Consider the following 23,874-nt stretch of genomic DNA (forward strand, 5'->3'; position numbering starts at 1 on the left):
GCTCAGGGCTGACGGTCAATGCCCGGTATTGATCAGTTTTTCTGCATCGTGGCGCCGTTTGCGGAAAGAGCAGGGCGTTTCACCGAACTGTTTGCGGAACCAGAGAATGAAGTGTGAGGCGTCCGAAAAACCAGTGGCGTAGGCAATCTGCGTCACGTGCTGGCTGGTATTCATCAGCAGTTTCTTGGCGTGATCCAAACGCAGCTTGCGCCAGTAGTGTGCCGGCGATTCGTTGGTATTGGACATGAAGGCGCGGTGCAACTGCCGCTCATTGGTGCCAATGCTTAAAGCAACCGCCCGCAGTGATCCTGGGGCGTCCATATGGCTGCGCATGTAGCTGATCGCACGCTCCACAAGATCATTCTTGTAAACATGCAGTTCGGTCACTGCAGCTTTCTCGCCCGTTGCCTGGCGTTGGATTTCGTCATCGTCGACGAGAAGGTATTCCAGGCCTTTTTGCGCTCTGATCGACCCACAGTGCCGGCTTATTAAACTGGCGGCCAGATCGATGGCGGTGCCGCCTGGGCATGTGATGATGCCGTCGTCATCAACATAGCTTTTGTCCACCAGAACCTCCGCTTCTGGAAAACGCTGCATGAATTCTTCACGGATGGTGAAATGGATCGCGCATCGACGACCATCCAGCAGCCCTGCTTTAGCGAGCACAAAGGAGCCGGAGCACAAGGCAATTATCGGCGTATTGGCGGCGCGCAGATCACGTAATAGCTGGAGCAGCCATTGCGGCGGATCACGTGTTTCACTGAGCAGCCCGCCGGCCAAGATCACATAATCGTATTCGCCGATGACGCTCAGGGGTTTGGTAGGCGATATCGGCATGCCACAACTGGCCGTAACGGGCTGATCGTTGCAGGTCATCCAGTCCCATTTGCAGAAAATCTGTTGGCTGCGAAAGGACTTATCGGCTGCAAATCTGAGGGAGTCGACCAGGCCGGCAACCGGAACCAAGGTGAACTGATTCATCAGAATGAACCCGACACGCAAGTCTGGTTTGATCCGACTTGCTGTACCCTCGTCGTCAGCTGTCTCGTATGTGCTAGCTATTTTCATTATTATTTTCCTCGCGAATGGCGAGACGTGAAGAGCCAATTCGCGCCGAGTCAGGGCGACTCGAACGCGGGGCTTTGCGCGCGCCATAGTAGCTAGAGTAGAGGGCGAAGGCCTGTCCCAAATATAACACCGCACACATCAAATATAATATCTAGGACTTATGGCGCTTCGTTTCGGACAAGCGGAGAGGGCGTCGGGCTACTTTGAAGCTGTTCGGCTTCAGTTGGCAGATTCTTTATATAAAGAAAAGGCCATCACCTATTTCATATCCACGGATACCGAGATACTAATCGGCAAGGCATTCGCTGCTTTGGCGATCATGTGTGGGCGTCCTGTCTAGTCGGCGGCCTAACAGCTTTAGAGAACGATTCCTGATACGGACGACCACTATATGGAAAAAAACATGAGAGGGTATCGGCGATTAATTCCTTCTCTTACGGCACTGGTTGATTTTGAAGCGGTAGCCCGGCTCGATAGTTTCACCATCGCCGCAAAGGAACTGGGGGTTACCCAGGCGGCAGTGAGCAGGCAGATTCGCTTTTTGGAAGACCTGTTGGGTGTGAAGCTTTTCCACAGGCTGCACCGCTCTATAAAACTCACCCGTGAAGGGGAGACTCTGTATCAGGTGGTGGCAGAGTCCATGCAGAAAATAGCCGGTGTATTCGACACGCTCTCGTCGGGTACAGGTAGTCAGGAACTGGTGATAACCACGACTGGCTCGTTCTCTCAGTTCCGGGTTCTTCCCAACTTGGCGGTACTGAAGCGATTACAGCCGAACCTGAAGTTGCGCCTGACCACCCAGATGTTCACTGCGGATCTGCGTCACCACGACATCGATTTGGCTGTTCGCTATGGCAATGGGGTGTGGCCAGATGGCACTTCGATTCTGCTGTTCGGTGAGGAGGTATTTCCTATCTGCTCGCCCGATTGGCTGGCGTCCAATCCAGCTCCCGAGTCGTTGGATGATCTGGCCGGAGTAGACCTGATCGACTCTGACATGACCTCGGAAGGCTGGATCAACTGGGCCGCGTGGTTTCGAGGAGTCGGTGCAAAGCCCGCTACGTTGAACTACGCCCTTCGCTGCAGCTTGTACACCGACGCTGTCGAGGCCGCACGTCATGGCCAAGGCGTGGCGCTGGGGTGGGGCCGCCTACTAGAAAAAATGCTGGCTACCGGAGAGCTTGTGCGTCTGACCAGCTTCACGTTGCCCGCCAAGGATTCCTATTACGTCGTTTTGCCCAATGGCCGCGCGGTCACTCCGTCTGTAAGTGCAGTAATCGAATGGCTGCGGGGGGATTCGCCTCTTGTCGAAAAGCTAGAGCACATCGAGTAGCAGGCAAGCTCACCATCTCTTTTCCGTCCTCTTTTCCGTCGCGTTTCGTATAACGAGAGGTCATGCGAAGCGCAGAAATATGCGCGTTGACGGTGTTTTCGCCCACTCCGATACTCCGAGAAGCCTCATCTGTGCTCATTGACATGTAGAGCAGACCTTACACTCAGGTAGTTCGCTGTAGGTCTGCTCCAGCACTGAGATGAGGTATTAACCGAACCGACAAGAAATTATAAGAAGGATAAGGTATGAGCACGGGTAACCAAGGTGTTGTTTATTTGGGCGCTGGCAAGGTCGAAGTCCAGAAGATCGACTATCCGAAGATGCAGGATCCGCGTGGTCGCAAGATCGAGCACGGGGTCATTCTCAAGGTGGTTTCCACCAATATCTGTGGCTCCGACCAGCACATGGTGCGCGGCCGTACCACCGCCCAGGTCGGCCTGGTGCTCGGCCACGAGATCACTGGTGAGGTGATCGAGAAGGGTAGCGATGTCGAGAACCTTAAGATCGGTGATCTGGTGTCAGTGCCCTTCAACGTCGCCTGTGGCCGCTGCCGCTCCTGCAAGGAGCAGCACACGGGCGTCTGCCTGACGGTCAATCCGGCGCGTGCCGGTGGCGCCTATGGCTACGTCGACATGGGCGACTGGACTGGCGGCCAGGCCGAATACGTTCTGGTGCCATACGCCGACTTCAACCTGCTCAAGCTGCCGGATCGCGACAAGGCGATGGAGAAGATCCGCGACCTGACCTGCCTCTCCGACATCCTGCCCACCGGTTATCACGGCGCTGTCACCGCTGGCGTTGGCCCAGGCAGCACCGTGTACGTCGCAGGTGCCGGGCCAGTCGGTCTGGCAGCGGCAGCTTCTGCACGACTGCTCGGTGCCGCGGTCGTCATCGTTGGCGACGTCAACCCGGTGCGCCTGGCCCACGCCAAGGCCCAAGGCTTCGAAATCGCTGACCTGTCCAAGGACACGCCGCTGCACGAACAGATCGCCGACCTGCTCGGTGAGCCTGAAGTGGATTGCGCCGTCGATGCGGTGGGCTTCGAGGCACGCGGTCATGGCCATGCTGGTGCCCAGCACGAAGCGCCTGCTACGGTGCTCAACTCGTTGATGGGCGTGGTGCGGGTGGCCGGCAAGATCGGTATTCCCGGCCTCTACGTCACCGAAGACCCCGGCGCGGTGGACGCAGCGGCGAAGATCGGCAGCCTGAGCATCCGCTTCGGCCTCGGCTGGGCCAAGTCGCACAGCTTCCATACCGGTCAGACACCGGTGATGAAGTACAACCGTGCCCTGATGCAGGCGATCATGTGGGATCGCATCAACATAGCCGAAGTGGTTGGCGTGCAGGTGATCAGCCTGGAAGACGCGCCGCGTGGCTACGGTGAGTTCGATGCCGGCGTACCGAAGAAATTCGTCATCGACCCACACAAGAGCTTCAGTGCTTAAAGCTTGAGTGGTGTAAGTCTCAAGAGGAGCTTCGGCTCCTCTTTTTCTTCGATCTCAGGCGAGTGATAGTTACCTCGGCAAGTAATTTATTTCTTCAGCAGCCTTTCTGGCAGCCCAACTAAATCTTTATACGTCGACGCCTAAACTTTTTCTAAGTCATCCGGACGGAATCCAATAGCGCCTCTATCGGATGACGCAGTTGGCGGTCATGTAAGCGCGCTGCTTGGCTCCTGCAGGAGTAGCCGGTGGCTAGTGGTTCTGATTCAGCGATCATGCTTAGTGCAGGCGCCCACGACTGCGCGAAAATCTTTTTAGAGGTTTCCAGATTGCGAGCCTCATGGCCGTAGGTACCAGACATCCCGCAGCAGCCAGTGGCCTGGGTTGCAAGCTCCAGACCTGCGCGCTCAAACACGGTATGCCAGAGTGCGGTACTCGGCGCTGCGTTGGTCTTTTCGGTGCAATGGGCCAAAAGCCGATATTTCCTATTCGCGCCAACTCGCTTGGTGGGTGCGAGCAGCGCATCGACAAGCCATTCCTGAGGTAACAGCACCTTCGGGCATTCCAGCCCGGTGAGCTTGGTGTACTCCTGTCTGTATACCAGCGTCATGGCCGGGTCGAGGCCCACCAACGGCACTTCGAATTTCGCCAGTGCCTGCAAGCGCCGGGCGTTGCGTTTGGCTGTGCTGCTAAAGGCACCAAGAAATCCCTGAACATGTAGTGGCTTGCCGTTGGCAGAGTAGGGCGCCAGGAAAACCTGATATCCCAGTCGGGTTGCCAGCTCAATGTAGGCCGCAAACAGTGGCGTTTCGAAGAATCGCGTGAATGCATCTTGTACAAGGATCAGACTGTTTTCGCGCTCCGCGGCGCCCAGCTTTCTCAGGGCTTTAGGAGTGGCCGGTAATACGTTCCATTGACGACAAATCTCGCCAAAGTCGAAGTCGCTGATCAAAGGGCTATCGACCATTCCAATATGGGTAGCCAGCGCCTTGCGAATCCAGGACGAACCCATCGACCAGTTGTACAGCCAAGGCAGGCGGGCGAAGAATGGTAGGCTGAACTCCAGTGATCCGATCATGTAATCGCGCAGCGGGCGTAGATAGCGCCGATGGTATAGCTCAAGAAAGCGCGAGCGAAATTCAGGCACATTGACTTTGATCGGGCACTGACCCGCGCAGCTCTTGCATGCCAGACACCCGGCCATGGCGTCGTAAACGTCATGCGAGAAATCTTCATCGTTGCTGCGTGAGTTACGCCAGCGCTCTGGTAGTGAACGCAAGAAATTCACCGGGCCATCGGCTACCGGCGCCAAGACATCCACACCGGCCTGCCCCTGCAGGCGCAACCATTCACGAAGCAAGGATGCGCGACCCTTGGGCGATTGTACGCGCTCACGTGTCGCCTTCCAGGATGGGCACATCGCATCGTCCGGATCGAAGTTGTAGCAGGCTCCATTGCCGTTGCAGTGCACGGCACTTCCATAGCTTTGCCACACGCGCTCGTCGATTTGCCTATCCAACTCACCACGTAGCGTCACTTCGTCGATCTTGAGCAGTGTTTCACTGCTCTCCAGCGGTGTGGCGATTTTTCCAGGGTTGAGCTGATTGTGGGGGTCGAACGCGCTCTTGAGCGCTTGCAGTGATGGGTAAAGTGCGCCGAAGAACGCCGGGGCATATTCAGAGCGCACCCCCTTTCCGTGCTCGCCCCAGAGTAGTCCGCCGTAACGCTGGGTGAGCTGTGCCACTGCATCGGAGATCGGCCGTACCTTGGCTGCTTGTAGCGGATCCTTCATGTCCAGGGCTGGGCGAACGTGGAGCACGCCAGCATCAACGTGGCCAAACATGCCGTACGTCAGACCGTGGCTGTCGAGCAGGGCGCGGAATTCGGTAATGAAGTCCGCCAGATTTTCTGGCGGCACAGCTGTGTCTTCGACGAAAGGCTGCGGCCGGATTTCGCCCTCTACGTTTCCGAGCAGGCCCACTGCGCGTTTTCGCATTGCGTATATACGTGACACAGCTGCTCGGCCGGTTGCGAGAGTATGGCCCAGTCGCGTCACACTGCTATCGCGGCGCAGATAATCAAGGAATCCAGCCACTCGGGCGTCCACCTCTTCTGGCTCATTGCCGCTGAATTCAACCAAGTTGATACCCAGTGTCGGCACTTGCTCTCCCTGGGGAAAATACTCTGCGACGCCGTGCCAGACTATATCTTGCATCGCTAGAAGCAAGACCTTGGAATCGACCGTCTCGATTGATAGCGGGGTCATGGTGATGAGATTGCGTGCATCGCGTAGGGCGTCCATGAAGCCCGCGTAGCGTACGTTCACTAGAACCGAGTACTCGGGTATGGGCAGAACATTCAGCTTGGCTTCGACAACGAATCCCAGCGAACCTTCAGCCCCGCACAAGACGCTGTTGAGGTTGAAGCGTCCATCGGGTTCGCGAAGGTGAGCCAGGTCGTAACCTGTCAGGCAGCGGTTCAGCTTGGGAAAGCAGGCATCAATCAGCTCAGCTTTCTCACGCTGAATACGTTCAGCGCAGCGGTAGACATTTCCGACTCTATCCCCTCGAGCGAGCTCCTGGCTCAACACCTCTGCTTCGACAGGGCCGCTGGTTAAGCGCTCCCCACCTAGCAGAACGGTATCCAGTTCTAGAACATGGTCTCGCGTTTTTCCATAGGTGCAACTGCCTTGCCCGCTGGCGTCGGTATTGATCATGCCGCCAATAGTTGCCCGGTTAGAAGTCGAGAGCTCGGGAGCAAAGAACAGACCGTAGGGTTTCAGCGCAGCGTTGAGTTGATCTTTGACGACGCCGCTCTGAACACGCACCCAGCGCTGGTCGACGTTGATCTCCAGGATTGCGTTCATATGCCGAGACAGATCGACCACAACACCATCGGTTAGCGACTGACCATTGGTGCCGGTGCCGCCACCTCGAGGAGTCAGGCGCACGCTCCGATGCTCTGGTTCAGCGGCGATCCGGGCAAGCATCTGCACGTCCTGCGAATCTAATGGAAATACCGCAGATTGCGGAAAGCGCTGATAGATCGAGTTATCAGTCGCCAGAACCGTAAGGCTGGCATGATCCTGAGCAATCTCGCCACGAAAGCCACTACTGCGCAGCGCATCCAGAAAGGCTAGGTAAGGAGCAGCAGGTGCGGACGGTACGGCGATGCGCGCAATCATGGCTAAATCTCTCTCATGGCCGGCCTTGATACCTTCGGGATGCGAAGGTTTATCTTGGGCTCTTTAGTATTAAGAGGGGATTTTCACGCCACTGGCGCTATGCTACAACGGTATTTTTGGAGTGTAACTCATGAGCTTTATGAATGAATTATCGTAGGCTCACTCCATCTATGTCGCTGCTGTTAGCGTTTGAGGCCTCCGCTCGTCATGAAAGCTATACCCGCGCGGCTATGGAGCTTTCCTTGACTCAAAGTGCAGTGAGTCGCCAAGTCCAATCGCTTGAAAGCCAATTAGGCGTATCGCTGTTTCGTCGTGAAGGTCGAGCAATCGTACTTACCGACGTAGGCCGGCTATACATGCTTGAGCTCAGTGGCGCGTTGGCCCAGATCCGTAACGCCACCTTGCAAGCCGTTGCTTATGGTTCAAGCGTAGGTACGCTACGACTTGCACTGCTGCCAACCTTCGGCTCGACCTGGCTGCTGCCGAGGTTGAACCAGTTCTATGCGGCTACCCCCGGCGTCCAGGTACACGTGCATTCGCGAATACGGGCGGTCAATTTCGAAGAAGGAGAGATTGATGCGGCGATTTGTGTCTTAAGCGGTGATTGGCCGGATATGGTGGTGCATCCGCTTCTCGATGAATCGATGGTTGTAGTGGCAAGCCCGTCCATTTTCTCGTCAAGCGCAGGGGCTACACCGGAGATGATCGCTCAGCAGTCGCTACTACAAGTCGCCAGCCATCCTCCGCTCTGGGTGGAGTGGTTTGCGAAGCAGGGGCTTGCACCGCAACAGATGCGTGGCGGGTCGAACTTCGAGCTTACATCCCATTTGATCCAGGCCGTGCGAGCTGGAATCGGCGTCGGTATGGTGCCGCGCATATTGGTTGAAGAAGAACTGCGGCAAGGCGTACTGGTCACCGTCGGTGCCGCTGTTTCGAGCCAGCGAAGGTATTGCCTGGTTTATCCACCACGCAACGCCGCTCTGCCATCTCTTGACGCATTCCGGCGCTGGTTGCTGGCTGAGCTCGAGAACAGCTAGGCCAGTCGACGGTTGGTCAGATGGTAGGGCGTCGCTTCATTTTCAGCGGGTCAGCAGCTACCGCTAGCTAGGTTCTGAAACGCCCCACCAGCCCATTCAGTTCGCCGGACAGCGATTCCAGGCGCTGTGAGTCGCTGCGCGCCGAATGCGCCAGTTCCTCGACCAACTGTGCATCGGTGTGGATCTGCGCGATGTGCCGGTTGATGTCTTCGGCCACATGGTGCTGTTCTTCGGCCGCCGTGGCGATCTGATTGTTCTGATCGCGGATTTCGTCCACCGAGGTACGGATCTGCTCGAAGCTGTCGCGAGCCTGCTGAATCCGTTCGACGCTCTGCTGCGACATGCTCAGGCTGCTCTGCATCTGTTTGGTCACCTCCTGGGTGCGTCTGGCCAGTCCACCAAGCAGGCTGTCAATCTCGCCCGTTGAATCCGCAGTGCGTTTGGCCAGTGCACGTACTTCATCAGCGACCACGGCGAACCCCCGGCCCTGCTCGCCAGCGCGTGCGGCCTCGATGGCGGCGTTGAGGGCCAACAGGTTGGTCTGCTCGGCGATCGAGCGGATGGTGTCGAGAATGGCATTGATGTTCTTGCTGTCCTGCTCCAGTACCTGCATGGCCTGAGCCGACTTCTGCAGGTTCTCGCTCAGCCGCGAGACGCTGCCGGTGGCTTCATCGATCTGCAACTGACCATCGTGCACCTGCCGCTGGCCGGAGTCGGCCGAGGAGGCTGCGTGGCTGCAGGAGCGTGCCACTTCGTTGGCGGTGGCGACCATCTCATTAAAAGCGGTAGATACCAGTTCCACGGCCTCGCGCTGACGGCCAGCGGCATTGTTCATGTCGCGGGCCACACGGGTGCTGGCATCCGAGGCGGTTTGCAGGTCTGCCGAAGCACTGCCGATGCGTTGCACCAGGGTGCGGATGGCGCCAAGGAACTGGTTGAACCAGCGTGCCAGCAGAGCGGTTTCGTCATTGCCGCGCACGTCGAGGTTGCGGGTCAGGTCGCCTTCGCCCTGGGCGATGCCTTCCAGGCCACCGGCCACGCTGCGAATCGGTTTGACAATCAGGCCGGCGAAGCTGGCACCGACGATGGCGAACAGCACGGCCAACACAGCCGCGATGATCGCGATTTGCCAGGTCAGGCTGGTGGCCTTGGCCATGACTTCACTGCGCTCGATCAGGCCGATAAAGCGCCAGCCCAGAGTGCTCGACGACCAGACGTTGGCCATGTACGGCACGCCGCCCAGTTCTACCTCGACCAAGCCATTCTGTACGCCGGCCAGCTGCGTGTAGCCGTCGCCCAGCTCGCTGATCAACTTGAAGCCATGGGCGGGGTCGCGAGGGTCGACCAGCACGTTGCCGTTGCTTTCCAGCAGCATCAGGTAGCCGCTATCGCCGAGCTTGATCTGCTTGACCAGCTCGGTGAGCTGCTTGAGTGAAACGTCCAGGCTGATCACGCCGAGGTTTTTACCCTGGCTGTCGTCAACGGTGCGGACGGTGGCCATTAACACTTCATCTTGATAGGCATAGGCAGGGCTGCGCACCACTTTGCCCGGCGAGTCCAAGGCGCTTTTGTACCAAGGCCGCACGCGCGGATCGTAGCTATTGAAGTTGGGGTCATCAGGCCAACTGACGTAAGTGCCGTCTACATTGGCTAAGGACAAATACGCCGTAGTCGGGTGGGTGGACGCGAACTGACCGAATAGCTGTAACAGCTCTTTGCCTGTCTCTGTCATGGGGGTTTGAGGCGCATCCGGACTGATGTAGTTCTTCAGATCTCGGGCATTCTGTATTTGTGGGCTCTTCGCAAAGTATTCGACGTTCTGCGCAATGGCATCGAAAAACTGATTCATGGCGTTTTCGATCTGACGAATTTCTCGATTACTGCTGTCGAGGAAGTTGTCCTGCGCTTGAGCGCGCAGGTTGATCACCACAACGACGGCGACCAGCACGACGGGCACACAGGCGATGGCCGCGAAGGCCCAAGTCAGTTTCTGTTTGATGTTCACGGGTGGTTTCCTGCGGGGTCAAAAAACGTTTTTATGGGTTTTATCGTTAAAGCAGGAAACGTGAGTGTGCAGATTCAGTCATGCTCTGAGTAGTTATTCGGCTGCAAAGATGAGAGCTTGAGGCGATCAAGCTCAATGCTCGCGATGAAGCTTAGTTGCATGATGAGGCAAAATATCCAAGCTCTCTTGCTAATAGAGAACCGGTAAAAAATAATTCCCGAGAGTTCTTCGAACTCAAGAAGTTTGGCTTTGCCGTATGGTCGGCTGTGCCAGCAGGCGTTGCTATAACAGGAGCGACATTTTTCGGGAGTTTCGTCGCGCTGAGCTTGAGTTCGCACAGTGAAATTCCAAAAATTATTGATGAAGTGCTTTAACTGGGCTACATCAAGGTCTTGGCGCCGAGCTCAATGCCACGGCACTCCAGGTGGACGGTCATGAGCGCCTGACGATTTCTGAGCTTGGACAGGTTCTGCCACGGACGTGCGAGGCGATGCGCAGGTAAGAGGATAAAGTCACACGCTCTAGTTGCGGTCTTTGCTACGAGCTGGTGCCAATCTTTGCTGCCCGGGCAGGCCTTCCTGATTGCCTTGTTTATCGGTAAGCAGCAGCCTGGCTTGTGCGCCCCAGCCGCCAATGAAAATGTCGGTCTTGCCCTGGCCATCAAGGTCGCCAGAGCCCATGCTCGAGCTTCGACCAACGGGAATGTCTGGTACTGCATCAAGCGTTACGTCCTTGAAGAAGCCCTTGGCGTCGTTCTGCCAAGCCTCAGATGCAGCGGTACGAATCCCGGCACCTGAATCACGCTGGCGAGAGAATCCGGGAAACCGTCGTTTTTGAAGTCGACTATCTTGCCCGCCTAGCTCGAGAAGCGGTGCGCTGGCAGGCGTTCGGTGATTTCGTCAATGACGCGGCCTTTAGGTGCTAACACGAGACGGTGATTGAGAGGTGGTCGTTGCAGCAGCATGAAGCGCTTGAGCGATTAACTCGCGAGTCACGGTGCTTGGTGATAATGCAACTTTGGTGACTTCGTTGCACTGAACGTTGCCCACTCTGTCGCGGTCACTTTTACAGAGTTGGTTTAGCTCCTCGAGGCGCGCACAGTTTTCCGCAAGCACTTCCGCCGACTCGAACGGCAGTGGCTTTTCGCATGCAGTTAACACAAACGTAAAGCAGCATGATTTTGTTCATCAGGCGGTCTCCTGTTGCGGGAGGGTGGTTCGAGTTTCGGACGGGTTAACTCGGTTCATGAAGCGGGCTAATTGCTCGGCCGGTTCCCTCCGGGGGCGGATCAGGTATGTGGTCAGCAGTGCGGGGCAACCAGCAAGGGGCCTAGCAACAACGTCAGGGTTATTGAGCTCAGTGATACGAGCCTGACTGGAGAAACCAAGTCCATATCCAGCAGCCACCAATGCCATCATAAGATCCAGGGTAGGCACCTGATCAGCAATCGTTAGCTGGGTGTCCACTGTTGCCAGTATTCGCTGCAGCTGGTTCCAGAATCCTTCGCAGACCTTGGGATCACAGAGCACTAATGGGTATCGCACGACCTCTTCTAGTGGAATGCGCTTGTAGGTCAGCAACGGGTGGCGTGAGGGGACGGTCACAACCACAGGATCGAACCACACTGGCTCGGCAATTAGCCCCTCACCAACCTCTTCGTACTGCGCCAAGCCCACGTCAAAAAGTCCGTCATCGAGTCCTTTGAGCTGCTCGCTGACAGCGACTTCGGACAGACAGATCTCAACTTCTGGCTCCTCCTCGCGGCACTGCGCCAACAGTGCCGCGAGTCGGGTCTGGGGGATACCGTCAGACAGTGCAACGCGAATTCGGCCTCGAAAACCCGCCGCTGCACTTCTGACGCTAGCCTGAGCCTGCTCGACAACTGCAAAAATGCGTCGAGCCTCTTCGAGTAATACTTCTCCAGCCCAGGTCAGGCGCGTGCGACGTGTCGTGCGCTCGAACAGCTGCACGCCAAGGCGATACTCCAGCTCCTTGATGATCCTGGAGAGTGGAGACTGCTCGATGTGCAGACGCGCGGCTGCGCGAGCGAAGTGCAATTCCTCTGCGACGGCGATGAAACAGCGAAGATGGCGCAGCTCCACGGCCAAACCTCCTTTATGGTTTATCAGCTTTGATGAGGGGGCACGCCGACCACGGCACTGTTGCGCCGACGTAGATTGATGATTTGCAGCAGGGCGCCCAAGCTGGCTACCGCACCGGCGCATGCGGCCAGCGTCCAGGTTGGCATTTGCAGGAGCAATACAAAGCCGCCTGCTGCTGCGCCAATCGCGCTGCCGAGATATAACGCTGACTCATTCAGAGCAATCGCGAGGTTGTCATCGCCGTGTGCTTGGCGCGCCAGAATGAGCTCATTGTTTTGCGGCACTTGCAGGGCCCAGCCGACTGCCCCCCATATGACAATTGGCAGCATCACCAGCCAGGAACTCAGCGCGGCCGCGAAGGGGAGTGCAAACAGCGAGACAGCCAGGATCACCATGATGGCAAAGGTGAGCAATGAACCTTTGAAACGGTCTACTAACGGTCCGACCAGGAAGCTGCCTAATACACCACCGATTCCCCATACCCACAGGTAGGGCGTGATTGAACTAACTGCCCCGTAGTTCGGGTCAGCCAGCAACGGTGCGATGAAGGTGTACATGCCCAGACTAGCTATGGCCGCCAGCAGCGAAACCAGCAAGATGACTGCCACGTGGCCATCTCCCAGGATCGCGAACTTCTGACTCAAGGAACTGGATGCTGCCGCGGGCAGGGCAGGGAGTTTCAGTAGCAAGCCGATGAAAGCGATTAGTCCAAGAACGCTGACCAGCCAGAGCGCGGCTTCCCATCCCAGTCGTTCGGCGATGAGCAGGCTGAGGGGGACGCCGAGCACGACGCCGCTTGCCATACCACCCATGATGATGGCGATGGCCTTACCGCGCCGCTCCGGAGTGGAGACTGCTGCGGCCGCCCCAATCCCCATTGCTAGGTAGACGCCTGCGCCGATCCCCGCAACCGCGCGCCAGATCATCAGCACGGTGAAACTCTCAGACAGCGCGCTTGCTACGTTAGCGATCACAAAAATGCCCAGTGCAACCAACAGGCCGGTGCGTTGGCGGTGTGGTGGCGTCAACGCCACAAATATCGGTGAGCCTAGGCCGTAAGCCAGGGTAAACGACGTGACCAACTGGGCCGCAACCGCAACGGAGACCGCAAAGGAATCCTCGATCATCGGGATCAAGCCGGCGGTGACATAGGAAGCCATTCCGAGGGCGAAAGCCCCCAAGGCGATGAGATAAATGGGTGACTGGTTCGGAGTAGGCATACTCATACTCGATAGCGCCACGTGGCGCACTTGGACTCAAAAGGAGTGGCTACGGCCCCGTCCAGAGCCGTAACCGGTTCGGGGCTAAAGTTCGAGGCTGACCTCGTACTCGGTTAGCCAGGTATTGAGGCCGACCGCCAGCTCCATGCCCATGCGTTCGTACATGGGAGAGATGGTGCCTAGCGGCTTGGCCAACGCTCGCTGGACCTGCGCATCGTCAAGCAACGGCGTCACCGGTGCGTTGCGATTAGCGTGAACAGCTGCGAGCGCTTCACGAAGCGCCAGTTCATAAGCAGGGTCTTGAGTTGAGGGATAGGGGCTCTTAACGCGATCGCTGATTGATGCGGGCAGCAGGTCGCGTGTCGCAGCACGCAAAATGCTCTTTTCTCGACCATCGAAGGCTTTCATCGCCCAAGGGATGTTGAAGGCATACTCCACGAGACGGTGATCACAGAAGGGCACCCTTACCTCAAGGCCGACGGCCATGCTCATACGATCCTTTCGGTCGAGCAGGGTCTGTACGAACCGGGTCAGGTTTACGTAGCTCATCTGTCTCATGCGTACGTCCTGCGCGCTTTCCCCGGGTAGTACCGGGGCTTCTGCGATAGCCTGGGCGTAGCTGTCACGCAGGAAACTCCCCATGTCCAGACGGTGCAGAAGGCTTGGGTCGAACAAGGGTTTGCCGTCAAAGTACTTGCCGGTCACCGAAGTCAGCCAAGGGAATGTGTCCGCCTGAATAGCTTCTGGGTCGTGAAACCAGCGATAGCCGCCGAATACCTCGTCTGCGCTCTCACCAGAGAGAGCAACGGTCGAGTGTTTGCGTACCTCCTCGAATAGCCGGTAGAGCGACGGCCACATGTCACCCCAGAAAGCTGGTGGCAGATCTAATGCCCTGACAATCTGAGCGCGTAACGCTGGATCGGCCAACTCGTCACTGTTGAGGATGATCTCCTGATGGCTGGAATGAATCTTCTCCACCAAGTCGCGCACAAAAGGCGCATCGGGTGTGCCGCGTACCGCATCGCCAGTGAAGCCGTTGCCATGTTCTGTGAAGTCGACAGAGAAAGAGCGGATGTTCTCCTTTCCGGCAGCCTGGAGTTTTTGGGAGGCCAGTGCAGTGATGATTGACGAGTCGAGCCCGCCGGACAGCAGGCTGCACAGTGGTACGTCAGCGACGATCTGGTTGTCGATGATGTCTTCAAGTAAGTCACGGGTATGGCGAATGGTGCTGTCCAGAGAATCGCTGTGCTCGCGCGCTTCCAATTTCCAATATTGGCGTCGGCTCACACCCTGTCGGTTAACGCGTACGATCTCGCCTGGCAACACTTCACGCATACCGTCAAAGACGGCGTGACCTGGCGTCTTTACCATTTCCAAGATCTCGCGCAGGCCATCTGCGCGCACTTTGCGTGGCAGGAGCGGATTGGCGAGCAATGCCTTCGGTTCAGAGCCGAAGATAACGCCATCCTGGGTCGGGTAGTAATACAACGGCTTGACGCCCATCCGGTCCCGTATCAGCAGCAGCTCCTGCGTACGCCGATCCCAGATGGCAAATGCATACATGCCGTTGAGTCGCTCGACGAAGGCTTCGCCCCATTCGACGTATGCCCGTAGTACTACCTCAGTATCACTGACACTTTCGAAGCGATGTCCAAGGCGTTGCAACTCCGCGCGTAGCACGCGGTAGTTGTAGGCCTCGCCACTGTAAGTGATGGCGGCTACTTCATGGGGACCACCATGGATCGCTACCATCGGCTGGCGACCACCTTCCAGATCAATGACTGACAAACGGCGGTGACCAAGGCCTACTGGCCCGTCGATCCATAGCCCACCGGCATCCGGACCGCGTCGGGCCATTGTGTCGGTCATGCGTTGTAGGGTGATCCGCTGTGTTTCCATGTTTTGGCCGTACGAAAGCCAACCTGCTATTCCACACATCGTCTTGCTCCTTGAAAATACGTTCAGCCAAGAATTTCGAGGTTGCTGTCTTCCGCCAGCAACGCGCGTTTACCGCCTCGGACATAACGGGCCGGCGGAGCCGTTTTCGCTTCGATTTCTATGGTGTTGAGCAAGCGCTGGAGAGCCAGGGCGGTGCTCAAATCTGCAAAGCCTTGTCGCGGAGGCTCCTTCATGCTCACAGCGCGCACGACTTGCAGACACAACCTCGACAGCTTGTGCAGGGTCTCCAGTCCCGGCGTGTCGGGAGCGGTGGTGAACGTGTGCAGAAGAGCTTCAGATCCGTCGGCATTACGCGTCCAGATTCGTAATTGGTCGTGGTCCCAGCACGGTGTGTCGAGCACCAGCCGCGCATGGATCAATTGCGAGCGGTGATCCACGAAACTGAAATCCACGGTTCGTTGGCGGACGATATTTACGAAGCTGCTGAAGCCTGTAACCCGCGCCTCGCCCATGCTTGCAGTGAGCTGCACGCTGTCGAGCACATTGGTGCCCGAGATTGAAAAGTCGGAGCGCACGCCCTGTATTCCGTGCAACTCCACCTGGCCGGCACGGGGGGAAATCCAACTGAGCAGATCCAGCGCATGGATCGCTTCGCTGATTACGCCGCAGGTAGGCCGGTAGTCATTGATGCGATCTTTGCCCCAGTGAAAGCTGGCCCGCACCAGTTCCCAGTTGTGCCGCTCGACCCACTCTCGTAGTTGCCGGCAGGCGTCCGAATAACGTTCAACCAGGTCTAGGGCGAAGCCGCTGACATCTCGCATCGCATCTGAAATGGCATCTAGGTCGTCATCGGGTGTCGCCAGCGGTTTCTCGCAAATGACGAATCCCTGGTATCCGGCCAACTGCTGCAAAACCGGGGCATGGCTGTGATCGTTAACGCTGATCACCACGATCTCTGGGGAAAACTCGGTCACCGCTCGACTGACGCAGTCGTAGTAGGGCAGGTCGGCTGTTCTTTTCTGGCGACTGACATACGCCAACCTCACCGGTATACCTGTGCTGGTGGCGATGTGTTCGAAGGCTCGGCGGTAGCGGTTGCCGGCGTAGCCTAAACCTATGATCAAGATCTTCATGGCAAGGTCTCCTGACGGATCATCAGGCTCTCGTCACTCCTGATAAAACCCAAATCCTGGTACAGGGAGTCAGCGACCTTGGTGCTTTGCAGTACCACTGCCGTAACGCCACGGTTGGCAAACCACCGGAGCAGGTGCTGCATCATCTGCCGAGCAATGCCGAGATTGCGCCACTGAGACTCGACCACCACCGATTGCACCCAACCGGACAAGCCATTGAGGCAGCTGGGGGCAGGCGCACGCTGGTCAATGATGGCCGTCGCGCAGCCCAGTACCTGGCCGGACAGCTTGTGTTCAGCCGCTACTATCTGGACGCTATCGCTCTCGCTCAAATGGCTGCTAAGCCAGCTACGATAGGCCGCCCGCCAGCGGGTTGAGTCTTCAGGTGTTTTGCTCGAGTAGCTTGCGTTGGTTCCTTCAATGAGCTGCGCACGCAGCTCCACTAAACAGGCCAGATCGGCCGTGCTCGCAGGTCTCACGATGAAAAGAGGCTGTTGCATGTCAGGCCATCTCCGTACCAAAGGCCTGCGATGCCAGGGGGATGGTGAAATGATCGAAGGTCTCGCGAAGCGAAATGGCTAGATGCTCGATCTGTTCTTCGCTGTGATCGGGTGTCGCATTGACGCGGAAGCGTTCAGTGCCGACCGGCACAGACGGAAAGTTGATCGGCTGTAGGTAAACACCATGCTTGCGCAGCAGGCGTTCCGCCGCTGCCTTGCACCGTGTTGCTTCGCCAACCAACACCGGGAGCACGTGCGTTTGTGAACACGGCATCACCGGTATGTCGTAGTGCTTGAGACGCTCACGTAGCAAGGCAGTTTGGGCGTGCAGGCGTTCACGCTCCGCGCTACTTGCCTTAAGGTGTTCCACACTCGCCAAGCAGCCAGCGGTGACTGCGGGCGGTAGCGAGGTGGTGAAGATGAAGCCGGTAGCAAACGAGCGAACTGAATCAATGATGATTTGGCTGGCAGCTATGTAGCCACCGATGACGCCTATGGCTTTGGCCATTGTGCCCTGGATGACATCAACCTGATCCGCCACGCCAAGTTCTGCGGCAACCCCGGCACCTCGTGGCCCATACATGCCCACCGCGTGCACTTCATCTAGATAGGTAAGGGCGTTATGACGTTTGGCGACACTGATAATCTCGGCGATGGGAGCAATGTCGCCATCCATTGAGTACACCGACTCGAACACCACGATTTTCGGCCGATTCGATGGGTAACCGGCAAGGATCAACTCAAGATCTTCTACATCGTTGTGGCGAAAGATTTTGCGTTCGTTGGGTGTCGAGCGAATACCGTTGACGATAGAGGCGTGATTTAGCTCATCGCTGATCACGACGCAGTCCGGAATGCGCCGCAGTAAACATTGAAGCGTCGTGTCGTTGGATCCGAAACCGGTGGGGAATACCAGCGCAGCTTCCTTTCCGTGCCACTCCGCCAGACTGGCTTCCAGGCGGGTATACACCTCGTGTGATCCGCCAATATTGCGTGAGCCACCTGAACCAGCCCCGTAGGCATCTAATGCCTTGTGCATCTGTCCACGCACGGCGGGGTGCTGGGACATTCCGAGGTAGTCGTTGCTGCACCAAACCACCACGGGTTCCTTGCTGCCATCCTCAAGACGGGCAAGTGGATATTGACCGCAAATGCGACTGAGCGTCGTGAAGGTGCGGTATTGGTTCGATGACTTTAGGGTCTCAAGTTGTTTTTGAAGAAGTGCCTGGTACATCCGTATATCTCCTTTGCAAGTAATGCCCGTCGACGTGCGTTTCCTCATCAAGCAAAAGCCCCTAGCTCGAGTTATTGCGGCCAGGTCGAGGTATTCTTCTTCGGATTTATGGGGGTTACAATTTGACTGTTTATGCTATTACTGGAGGTAATCGGATGAGCGCACCCCGCACCCTTGAGCGCACGCGACTGGAGTTGGCCGAGTTTCTTCGCAGCAGGCGTGAACGGTTGTCGCCAGCAGATGTTGGATTGAGTGCCGGCGGGCGTAGGCGGACACCTGGCTTGCGCCGTGAAGAAGTGGCCGCTTTGGCGGGAGTGGGTTTGTCTTGGTATACCTGGCTGGAGCAGGGCCGAGACATCAGCGTGTCAGCTACTTTCCTGGACAACCTGTCACGTACGCTCAAGCTCGATGCGACCGAGCGGCGTCACCTGTTCTTGTTAGCGCACCAGCGCCTACCCCCGGAACCTGGGCGTACTTGGTGTGTGGTTCCGCCGTTGATCCACAGGCTGATGTCTGACCTACCATCTCGGCCTGCTTACGTGCTCAACCTGCGCTGGGATGTGCTGGCGTGGAACGGTGCCGCAGATCGGGTATTCGATCTGTCATGCCATCCTGCCGAACAGCGCAACCTCCTTTGGTTGTTGTTCGCCTGTCCTGCCATGCGTGAACTGTTTCAGCCGTGGGACCAACAGGCGCTCCAGATGCTGTCCAGTTTTCGTCGCGACTTCGTTCGTGCCACTCAAGATGCGGACATCGTAGCGCTGGTCAAAAACCTGGAAAAAGTCTCTCCGGATTTCAAGTCGTGGTGGCGGCAACAGGATATTCACGGACCCTGTCAGGGCATTCGTTACCTGCGGATCCAGGGCGTGGGTGAGGTGGAATTCGAGCACACCACACTCACCATCGATGAAGACAGACACTTACGCCTGGTTTACTACGCAGCAAAGGAAGGTGAGCCGCAAAGCAATGTTTTTGAACAGTGGTTGAAGGAAGAGACTGCCCAGTCCTTAGTGGCCTTAGCCGATAGCGGGTCCACGCTGGCGGCCGATCTGCCATGACACGCTGTTGCCTCGCATCACTGCTGATAAGTTCTGGCCAAGTCGCTTGTCGATTACAGGCTTCCATGGCACTAGGCAGAAGCCCGCGCCGTCCTCTAGCAGCGCATAGCGGCCACTGGCTAACTGCAGGCTGCGCCGGTAAACGCCACTAACACGTTCACCGTCGACTGGGACGCGATACTGCAAGCCGGTGTTCTTTGATACCTCACGTGCGGCCGCAGTCAGCTCCCGGTCGCGTAAAGTGGCGAGCAGGTTGCGAGTAAGCATCAAGCGCTGCCCCTCGCGCTTTGCGAGTCCTTGTTCAACCAAGAAGTCAGAGCGCCGTTCAAGAGCATCCCGCACTTCCTTTCCGAACCCGGTTGATGCGATATCTTTCCGACGGCTGATCAGTTGCTCATCGAGCCAGGTGGCTCCGACTGTGCGCAGCTGCCGCTCGATAGGCAGTGGTGTACGCAGTTCAACGGCTGTGCCCCCTGCGACGGATTTGTCGTACTGATGGCCGCGTTCTAGCAAGTCTTTAGGCACCTGCCACAGCCCCTCGCCAACGCGCTGTGCGATACCAGCCCGACACAGGGCTTCCAGACGCCTAACATGCCGCTCGACTATCGCGTCTGGATCTTGCGAGTGGTTACCTCCGGTCCGAATCAAGGTTCGGTGATGTTCTGCGCTGTAAACACCTGCTTGGGCCAATTGGCTAATGGAGGAGTCGATTGCTCGTGGTTCGTTGAGAGTGCGAGTTTGCACCACTGCGCCGATTGGATACGTGGCCAACTCCTCACGTGGAGGGAGCTGGAGATAGTGGGCCTTGCCGTCCAGCCCATCGACGATCAGGTAGCCACGGTCGTTGAGCTCGTCTGCTAATCCTTTGGCTACGACCCGGCCCGTCACCTCGTGATTGCCCACGTCGGGTTGAAATATTGACAACTCGCGGGTGATGCCACTCATGGCACGCTGCATCGTTCGAACAATATCGCCGCGTTCGCCCATCGCGCGTAACGTGCGTTGCGCGTCCTGGTGCAGAACCCATTTCGTATTACCGCTCTGGTGTGCCAAACCCAGTTGCTCGAGGTGCTGCAGGCGGCCCAGCAACATCTGTCGATTGTCATGGCCGGCTAACGCCTTAATCGGCAAGACCCCAGCCTGGCACTCACGAGTGATCATGCGATCGAGACTCGTCCAACGATCCTGTGTCACCTCGCGCTGCAGTCCACGCTGAATTTCCAGTTCAGTCCGAGGGCCAAGCCATTCCGTCGCGAGCTCAGCAGCTCGATTGCGCATGCCTGTTGCGATGTAATCGCGGGCGATTACCAGATCTTTACCTGTGTCGTCCTTACCACGTAGGACGATGTGCGTATGGGGGTTATCTGTGTTCCAGTGGTCGACGGCTACCCATTCAAGGCGGGTGCCTAAGTCGGCTTCCACCCGACTCATCAGATGGCGGGTATAGGTGCGCAAGTCGTCAAGCTGTTCAGCATCCTCCCCAGAGACGATGAAGCGGAATTGATGCCGGTCGTCTCGGCCTCTTATCTCGAATGCTTCAAGGTCGGCCAGATCCGTTTGTGGGCCATAAGCCTGGCCCGGCTCACCCTCGCGACTCACACCGGCGCGCTCGATGTAGCGCAAGTGGCTCCGAGTAGAATGCTTGCCTGCGCGCTGCAAATTCACCAACCGGGTCTTGATGGCTACGCGGCGAGCCAGGGGCGATAGCTGCTCAGCGCTGAAACGCGCAGCAACATGACCTCGACCAAGCCGAGCGCCCGGCTGGTGGCCAGATTTACCGCCACTGCCGAACCCGGCTTTATTTGTTTGTCGCAGTACCTGATTGATGAAGCGCTGATCCCCTTGTTTGACCTTTCCTGGTCGCAGGCGAAAGCCCGCCTCATGGTTTTCTCCTACTTCTTTTTCCATCCTGAAGGATCCTCCAGAGTGAACGAAACTCGCGTCGACTCCTTGATCACTGGCGCTTAGCACCATTGATGACACCTCAGCGCGCACTGGCAGTGCCGCGCATACCCCTCGTACAGGCTGGCCTCATGCGCAAACGTAGTGCTGCGCTCTTTTATCTTGCCCTCTGCTCTTACCCGGTATTTTCGTCATGTCCCCGCTAACATTTACCCCAATGAGGCGCTCGATCCGCATGCAGTGCCGAGGCCTAGCCATGGGTCAGCAGAGGCCAGCGACCGACACCTGGTGATCGCGCTCATTGGTGTTTCGGCTGTCGCAATGGCAACGCACGTCCGATCACCGCATTGATACGGACGGGGCCGAAGTAGCGGCTATCAAATGACTCAGCGCTTGAAGTGCTGAGCAGGAGCAGTTCATCTTCAGACAGCCGCCGACATGCGTGCCAAGCAGGCAGCGGTCTACCGAGCCGATCGTGGCGCAACTGTCTGGCAACAACCCTGCCGTCGACGATTACGTTCCGTTGCTCCACGCACACTCGTTGCGGTGCGACCGCTGCCACCGGTTTCAGTAATGGAACCGTCGTCGGTAAGTAGCCGCGTTGCATCGCGAGTGTCGAAGCGTTCGCGGGCAGCCGAACGAGCACCCAGTCGCCAGGTTTGAAGGGGCTTGCCGCATTGATGCGGTACCAACCCTTAGGAACACTCGTTGACGCGTTGTAGACCAGCATGGGATGAGGGCGGCCGAGGGACGCGTAACCGAGCGCAATGAACGCAGCTCCTGAGAGCAGCAATAGCGCAATTGCTCGCCGGGTCACGATGAGCCCTCCGGAAAGGCATCCTCCAGCACATCGCGCAGCATTGCTGCCATCGTGATGCCGCGATCAAACGCAGTCCGTTTGATGCGCGTGCGAAGGGCTGGCGTGATGTCCAATGTCAGGCGTGCGCTGTAAGGTCTGGCGTTGACGATGTCATCCAGTGAGCCTTGCACAATCCACGCTTCCGCATCCGGGTTGGCCAAAGGCCGAGCGCCTATAGCGATACGTTTGTTACTCATGACGGACTCCTCAAAAGCTCATCGACCAAGGCACTGATCTCGCGCGCGGCGATGCTGTCTGCCGATAGTTCACGTACCAGCCGACCAGCTGCCACGCTCTCGGCGAACGCGATGCGTTGACGGATTTCGGCCTGCATAGCGGGCAACGATTGTTCGGCAAGCGCACTGCGAGCTTCCCTTCCGATGATCGTGGTACTGACGCGCCGATTGATGACAAACGCTGCGTGAAGCGCGGGACGAAAGACCTGTGCTTCTCGAATCAGATTGAGCATCTCGGCGCTGGCCCAGAGGTCGTAGGGGCTTGGTTGAACAGGGATCAATACGCGGTCAGCGGCAAGCAACGCAGAGCGGGCGAGGGCGGCGATTCTAGGTGGCCCGTCAATGATCACGTGATCGGCGCGCTTGGCCAGCTCAGGCACTTCTTGATGCAGTGTTTCTCGCGCAAGACCTACGGTGCTGAAGAGCCTGGGATATCCCTGCTGGCTGCGTCGCTGTGTCCAGTCCAGAGACGAGCCTTGAGGGTCTGCGTCCAGCAACAGAACGTGATAGCCGCGAAGCGCCAATTCGCCCGCAACATGTGTGGCCAGTGTGGTTTTGCCCACACCGCCTTTTTGATTGAGCAGAGCAAGAATCATGCGCCTACCTCCCTGATGCCCTTACGCGATGCGGCGCTATTTCCTCTCGCCCAGGGTGCCCTACAACAAAAAGTTAGAGCTTTTAAGTTAGTTAAGTTAAGGGGCGTGCAAAGCCCCGCAGGACGTGGGCTGTAGCGGATTCGTTGCGCCTGATAGCACGATAGTCGTGCGCCTGATAGCACGAGCCTGCTTGCGCCTGATAGCACGAAGGGTTTCACAGCTTTTGCGCAGGTTATCCCCGTGCCGTTTGCGGCACGGGCTTGAAGGCGAGGATCTCGGTGGAGGGGGGGAGACTGACGATCTCCAACTGATAGCCAGGCAGTGACTGTCGAGCTACCAAGGCTCGCAGATCCAGAGCAAAGTCCGAGTAACGTGCCGTGCTTCCCGACTTGCGATGCAAGTGCCGGAAGTCGAACTGCCAGCCGTCTTCTTGCCGGCCCGCATGCTTGCGCACCAGGCGGTACATCCAGCGCTCTATGCCGCCTTTGAGACGGAAGTAGGCCGGATCGATCGTCAGCACCAACGCCTGATCCAGGACGCCGCTGTAAAACCAGTCGGCAAGGATCAGCTCGATACCCATAGGGCGACCATCCGTGGCAGTCAGCTCTTTCCATTCGTTGATCCACGAAAACCGGTGCAGCCGTCGACCCGTTATCTCCCGGATAGAGGTCGCCACGCTGGTTGATTGCAGGCGATCGAGCGCTGCCTTCAGGCGCTGATAGTCGCGCGATGAGCTGCCGCGGCCGATGAAGCGTAATATCTCGTAAGGCGTTGCCCTCATAAGCCGGGACGTTGGTATACCGGCATCGCGGGCTTCGACGATTTGGCTGGCAGCCCAGATCAGAATATCGGCATCCCAGATGGTGGCGATGCCGTGCTCCAGCGTCCCCTCGACGTGAACGGTCACCGATCCCGCATGAAAGTTGATGGGTACCGTCCGCCTTGACTTGGCCAGCGAGAAGAACGGGTGCGCCATCAGATCTTGTGCATCTCTCGGAGCCATATCGCCGGGCAGGGCACGAAACATGTCCATCTGCTCGCCTTGCGCGAGCGGAGAATTGCTCAT

20 protein-coding genes and 1 pseudogene are annotated in these 23,874 nt (G+C 57.6%); 5 read left to right on the forward strand and 16 right to left on the reverse strand.

The window, feature by feature from the left end:
• Positions 1–15: 15 nt before the first annotated feature.
• The gene (locus QRN22_RS14775) at positions 16–981 is read right to left on the reverse strand and encodes a GlxA family transcriptional regulator (RefSeq protein WP_231570161.1); all 966 of its coding nucleotides are present in this window, start codon (positions 979–981) and stop codon (positions 16–18) included.
• A 478-nt stretch (positions 982–1,459) separates the two neighbouring features.
• Here QRN22_RS14775 and QRN22_RS14780 point away from each other — a divergent pair, with 478 nt between their 5' ends.
• The gene (locus QRN22_RS14780; RefSeq protein WP_042554177.1) at positions 1,460–2,401 is read left to right on the forward strand and encodes a LysR substrate-binding domain-containing protein; all 942 of its coding nucleotides are present in this window, start codon (positions 1,460–1,462) and stop codon (positions 2,399–2,401) included.
• 245 nt (positions 2,402–2,646) lie between these two features.
• Entirely contained in the window at positions 2,647–3,846 is a 1,200-nt protein-coding gene (fdhA, locus tag QRN22_RS14785) for a formaldehyde dehydrogenase, glutathione-independent (RefSeq protein WP_042554178.1), read from the forward strand.
• Between the two features lie 151 nt (positions 3,847–3,997).
• Here the strand turns inward: fdhA and ydiJ are convergent, their stop codons facing one another.
• On the reverse strand, positions 3,998–7,027 hold the full coding sequence (ydiJ, locus tag QRN22_RS14790) for a D-2-hydroxyglutarate dehydrogenase YdiJ (protein ID WP_042554179.1): 3,030 nt from the start codon (positions 7,025–7,027) through the stop codon (positions 3,998–4,000).
• A 143-nt stretch (positions 7,028–7,170) separates the two neighbouring features.
• Here ydiJ and QRN22_RS14795 point away from each other — a divergent pair, with 143 nt between their 5' ends.
• Positions 7,171–8,064 carry a LysR substrate-binding domain-containing protein gene (locus tag QRN22_RS14795; RefSeq protein ID WP_042554180.1) on the forward strand — a complete coding sequence of 298 codons (894 nt, stop codon included), beginning with the start codon at positions 7,171–7,173 and terminating at the stop codon, positions 8,062–8,064.
• A 67-nt stretch (positions 8,065–8,131) separates the two neighbouring features.
• Here the strand turns inward: QRN22_RS14795 and QRN22_RS26650 are convergent, their stop codons facing one another.
• Together QRN22_RS26650 and QRN22_RS26655 are read right to left on the reverse strand one after the other, a co-directional pair.
• A complete protein-coding gene (locus QRN22_RS26650) occupies positions 8,132–8,899 on the reverse strand; it encodes a methyl-accepting chemotaxis protein (protein ID WP_502945150.1) in 768 nt (255 codons plus the stop codon).
• A gap of 90 nt (positions 8,900–8,989) precedes the next feature.
• Positions 8,990–10,069, reverse strand: a pseudogene (locus tag QRN22_RS26655) (cache domain-containing protein); the annotation flags it as partial.
• A gap of 155 nt (positions 10,070–10,224) precedes the next feature.
• On the opposite strand from QRN22_RS26655, the gene QRN22_RS14805 reads away from it, so the two are divergent.
• On the forward strand, positions 10,225–10,443 hold the full coding sequence (locus QRN22_RS14805) for a hypothetical protein (RefSeq protein ID WP_156152711.1): 219 nt from the start codon (positions 10,225–10,227) through the stop codon (positions 10,441–10,443).
• Between the two features lie 147 nt (positions 10,444–10,590).
• Here the strand turns inward: QRN22_RS14805 and QRN22_RS14810 are convergent, their stop codons facing one another.
• The 7 genes from QRN22_RS14810 to hemA form a co-directional block, all read right to left on the reverse strand.
• On the reverse strand, positions 10,591–10,749 hold the full coding sequence (locus tag QRN22_RS14810; RefSeq protein WP_156152710.1) for a hypothetical protein: 159 nt from the start codon (positions 10,747–10,749) through the stop codon (positions 10,591–10,593).
• A gap of 507 nt (positions 10,750–11,256) precedes the next feature.
• Complete coding sequence (locus tag QRN22_RS14815; protein ID WP_042554262.1) at positions 11,257–12,171, reverse strand: LysR family transcriptional regulator; 915 nt, start codon at positions 12,169–12,171, stop codon at positions 11,257–11,259.
• A gap of 23 nt (positions 12,172–12,194) precedes the next feature.
• Positions 12,195–13,391 carry an MFS transporter gene (locus tag QRN22_RS14820; protein WP_082045799.1) on the reverse strand — a complete coding sequence of 399 codons (1,197 nt, stop codon included), beginning with the start codon at positions 13,389–13,391 and terminating at the stop codon, positions 12,195–12,197.
• 84 nt (positions 13,392–13,475) lie between these two features.
• Positions 13,476–15,329 carry an asparagine synthase (glutamine-hydrolyzing) gene (gene asnB / locus QRN22_RS14825; RefSeq protein WP_042554261.1) on the reverse strand — a complete coding sequence of 618 codons (1,854 nt, stop codon included), beginning with the start codon at positions 15,327–15,329 and terminating at the stop codon, positions 13,476–13,478.
• A 23-nt stretch (positions 15,330–15,352) separates the two neighbouring features.
• Positions 15,353–16,423, reverse strand: coding sequence for a Gfo/Idh/MocA family oxidoreductase (locus QRN22_RS14830; RefSeq protein WP_042554260.1), 1,071 nt, complete (start codon positions 16,421–16,423; stop codon positions 15,353–15,355).
• Positions 16,420–16,923, reverse strand: coding sequence for a GNAT family N-acetyltransferase (locus QRN22_RS14835; protein WP_042554259.1), 504 nt, complete (start codon positions 16,921–16,923; stop codon positions 16,420–16,422). Before QRN22_RS14835 ends, QRN22_RS14830 begins: the two co-directional genes overlap by 4 nt.
• 1 nt (position 16,924) lies before the next feature.
• Positions 16,925–18,157 (reverse strand): 5-aminolevulinate synthase, encoded by a 1,233-nt coding sequence (gene hemA, locus QRN22_RS14840; protein WP_042554258.1) that lies wholly within the window; start codon positions 18,155–18,157, stop codon positions 16,925–16,927.
• A 155-nt stretch (positions 18,158–18,312) separates the two neighbouring features.
• Between hemA and QRN22_RS14845 the strand changes: the two genes are divergently transcribed.
• Positions 18,313–19,215, forward strand: a complete 903-nt coding sequence (locus tag QRN22_RS14845; RefSeq protein ID WP_042554257.1) for a helix-turn-helix transcriptional regulator — start codon at positions 18,313–18,315, stop codon at positions 19,213–19,215.
• On the opposite strand, the gene QRN22_RS14850 is transcribed toward QRN22_RS14845, so the two are convergent.
• From QRN22_RS14850 to QRN22_RS14870, 5 genes are all read right to left on the reverse strand, one after another.
• Positions 19,174–21,123: a relaxase/mobilization nuclease and DUF3363 domain-containing protein gene (locus tag QRN22_RS14850; RefSeq protein ID WP_042554256.1), complete on the reverse strand. Its 1,950-nt coding sequence runs from the start codon at positions 21,121–21,123 to the stop codon at positions 19,174–19,176. The genes QRN22_RS14845 and QRN22_RS14850 overlap by 42 nt on opposite strands.
• A gap of 292 nt (positions 21,124–21,415) precedes the next feature.
• A complete protein-coding gene (locus QRN22_RS14855; RefSeq protein WP_231570165.1) occupies positions 21,416–21,934 on the reverse strand; it encodes a S26 family signal peptidase in 519 nt (172 codons plus the stop codon).
• Complete coding sequence (locus QRN22_RS14860) at positions 21,931–22,173, reverse strand: hypothetical protein (RefSeq protein ID WP_042554255.1); 243 nt, start codon at positions 22,171–22,173, stop codon at positions 21,931–21,933. Before QRN22_RS14860 ends, QRN22_RS14855 begins: the two co-directional genes overlap by 4 nt.
• Positions 22,170–22,808 carry a ParA family partition ATPase gene (gene parA, locus QRN22_RS14865; protein ID WP_042554254.1) on the reverse strand — a complete coding sequence of 213 codons (639 nt, stop codon included), beginning with the start codon at positions 22,806–22,808 and terminating at the stop codon, positions 22,170–22,172. The genes QRN22_RS14860 and parA overlap by 4 nt, the downstream gene beginning before the upstream one ends.
• 232 nt (positions 22,809–23,040) lie before the next feature.
• The gene (locus tag QRN22_RS14870) at positions 23,041–23,874 is read right to left on the reverse strand and encodes a replication initiator protein A (protein WP_042554253.1); all 834 of its coding nucleotides are present in this window, start codon (positions 23,872–23,874) and stop codon (positions 23,041–23,043) included.

The sequence above is a fragment of the Pseudomonas sp. MEJ086 genome, assembly GCF_030209025.1.
Lineage (GTDB): Bacteria > Pseudomonadota > Gammaproteobacteria > Pseudomonadales > Pseudomonadaceae > Aquipseudomonas > Aquipseudomonas fulva_A.

What these genes read in the sequence shown, in the direction of transcription:
- QRN22_RS14870 (WP_042554253.1), bottom strand. Translation starts at nt 23,874, where the DNA reads ATGAGCAATTCTCCGCTCGCGCAAGGCGAGCAGATGGACATGTTTCGT.
- QRN22_RS14845 (WP_042554257.1), top strand. Translation starts at nt 18,313, where the DNA reads ATGAGCGCACCCCGCACCCTTGAGCGCACGCGACTGGAGTTGGCCGAG.
- QRN22_RS14795 (WP_042554180.1), top strand. Translation starts at nt 7,171, where the DNA reads ATGAATTATCGTAGGCTCACTCCATCTATGTCGCTGCTGTTAGCGTTT.
- QRN22_RS14860 (WP_042554255.1), bottom strand. Translation starts at nt 22,173, where the DNA reads ATGAGTAACAAACGTATCGCTATAGGCGCTCGGCCTTTGGCCAACCCG.
- QRN22_RS14820 (WP_082045799.1), bottom strand. Translation starts at nt 13,391, where the DNA reads ATGCCTACTCCGAACCAGTCACCCATTTATCTCATCGCCTTGGGGGCT.
- asnB (WP_042554261.1), bottom strand. Translation starts at nt 15,329, where the DNA reads ATGTGTGGAATAGCAGGTTGGCTTTCGTACGGCCAAAACATGGAAACA.
- ydiJ (WP_042554179.1), bottom strand. Translation starts at nt 7,027, where the DNA reads ATGATTGCGCGCATCGCCGTACCGTCCGCACCTGCTGCTCCTTACCTA.
- hemA (WP_042554258.1), bottom strand. Translation starts at nt 18,157, where the DNA reads ATGTACCAGGCACTTCTTCAAAAACAACTTGAGACCCTAAAGTCATCG.
- QRN22_RS14835 (WP_042554259.1), bottom strand. Translation starts at nt 16,923, where the DNA reads ATGCAACAGCCTCTTTTCATCGTGAGACCTGCGAGCACGGCCGATCTG.
- fdhA (WP_042554178.1), top strand. Translation starts at nt 2,647, where the DNA reads ATGAGCACGGGTAACCAAGGTGTTGTTTATTTGGGCGCTGGCAAGGTC.
- QRN22_RS14830 (WP_042554260.1), bottom strand. Translation starts at nt 16,423, where the DNA reads ATGAAGATCTTGATCATAGGTTTAGGCTACGCCGGCAACCGCTACCGC.
- QRN22_RS14780 (WP_042554177.1), top strand. Translation starts at nt 1,460, where the DNA reads ATGGAAAAAAACATGAGAGGGTATCGGCGATTAATTCCTTCTCTTACG.
- QRN22_RS26650 (WP_502945150.1), bottom strand. Translation starts at nt 8,899, where the DNA reads ATGAACAATGCCGCTGGCCGTCAGCGCGAGGCCGTGGAACTGGTATCT.
- QRN22_RS14775 (WP_231570161.1), bottom strand. Translation starts at nt 981, where the DNA reads ATGAATCAGTTCACCTTGGTTCCGGTTGCCGGCCTGGTCGACTCCCTC.
- parA (WP_042554254.1), bottom strand. Translation starts at nt 22,808, where the DNA reads ATGATTCTTGCTCTGCTCAATCAAAAAGGCGGTGTGGGCAAAACCACA.
- QRN22_RS14850 (WP_042554256.1), bottom strand. Translation starts at nt 21,123, where the DNA reads ATGGAAAAAGAAGTAGGAGAAAACCATGAGGCGGGCTTTCGCCTGCGA.
- QRN22_RS14810 (WP_156152710.1), bottom strand. Translation starts at nt 10,749, where the DNA reads ATGGGCTCTGGCGACCTTGATGGCCAGGGCAAGACCGACATTTTCATT.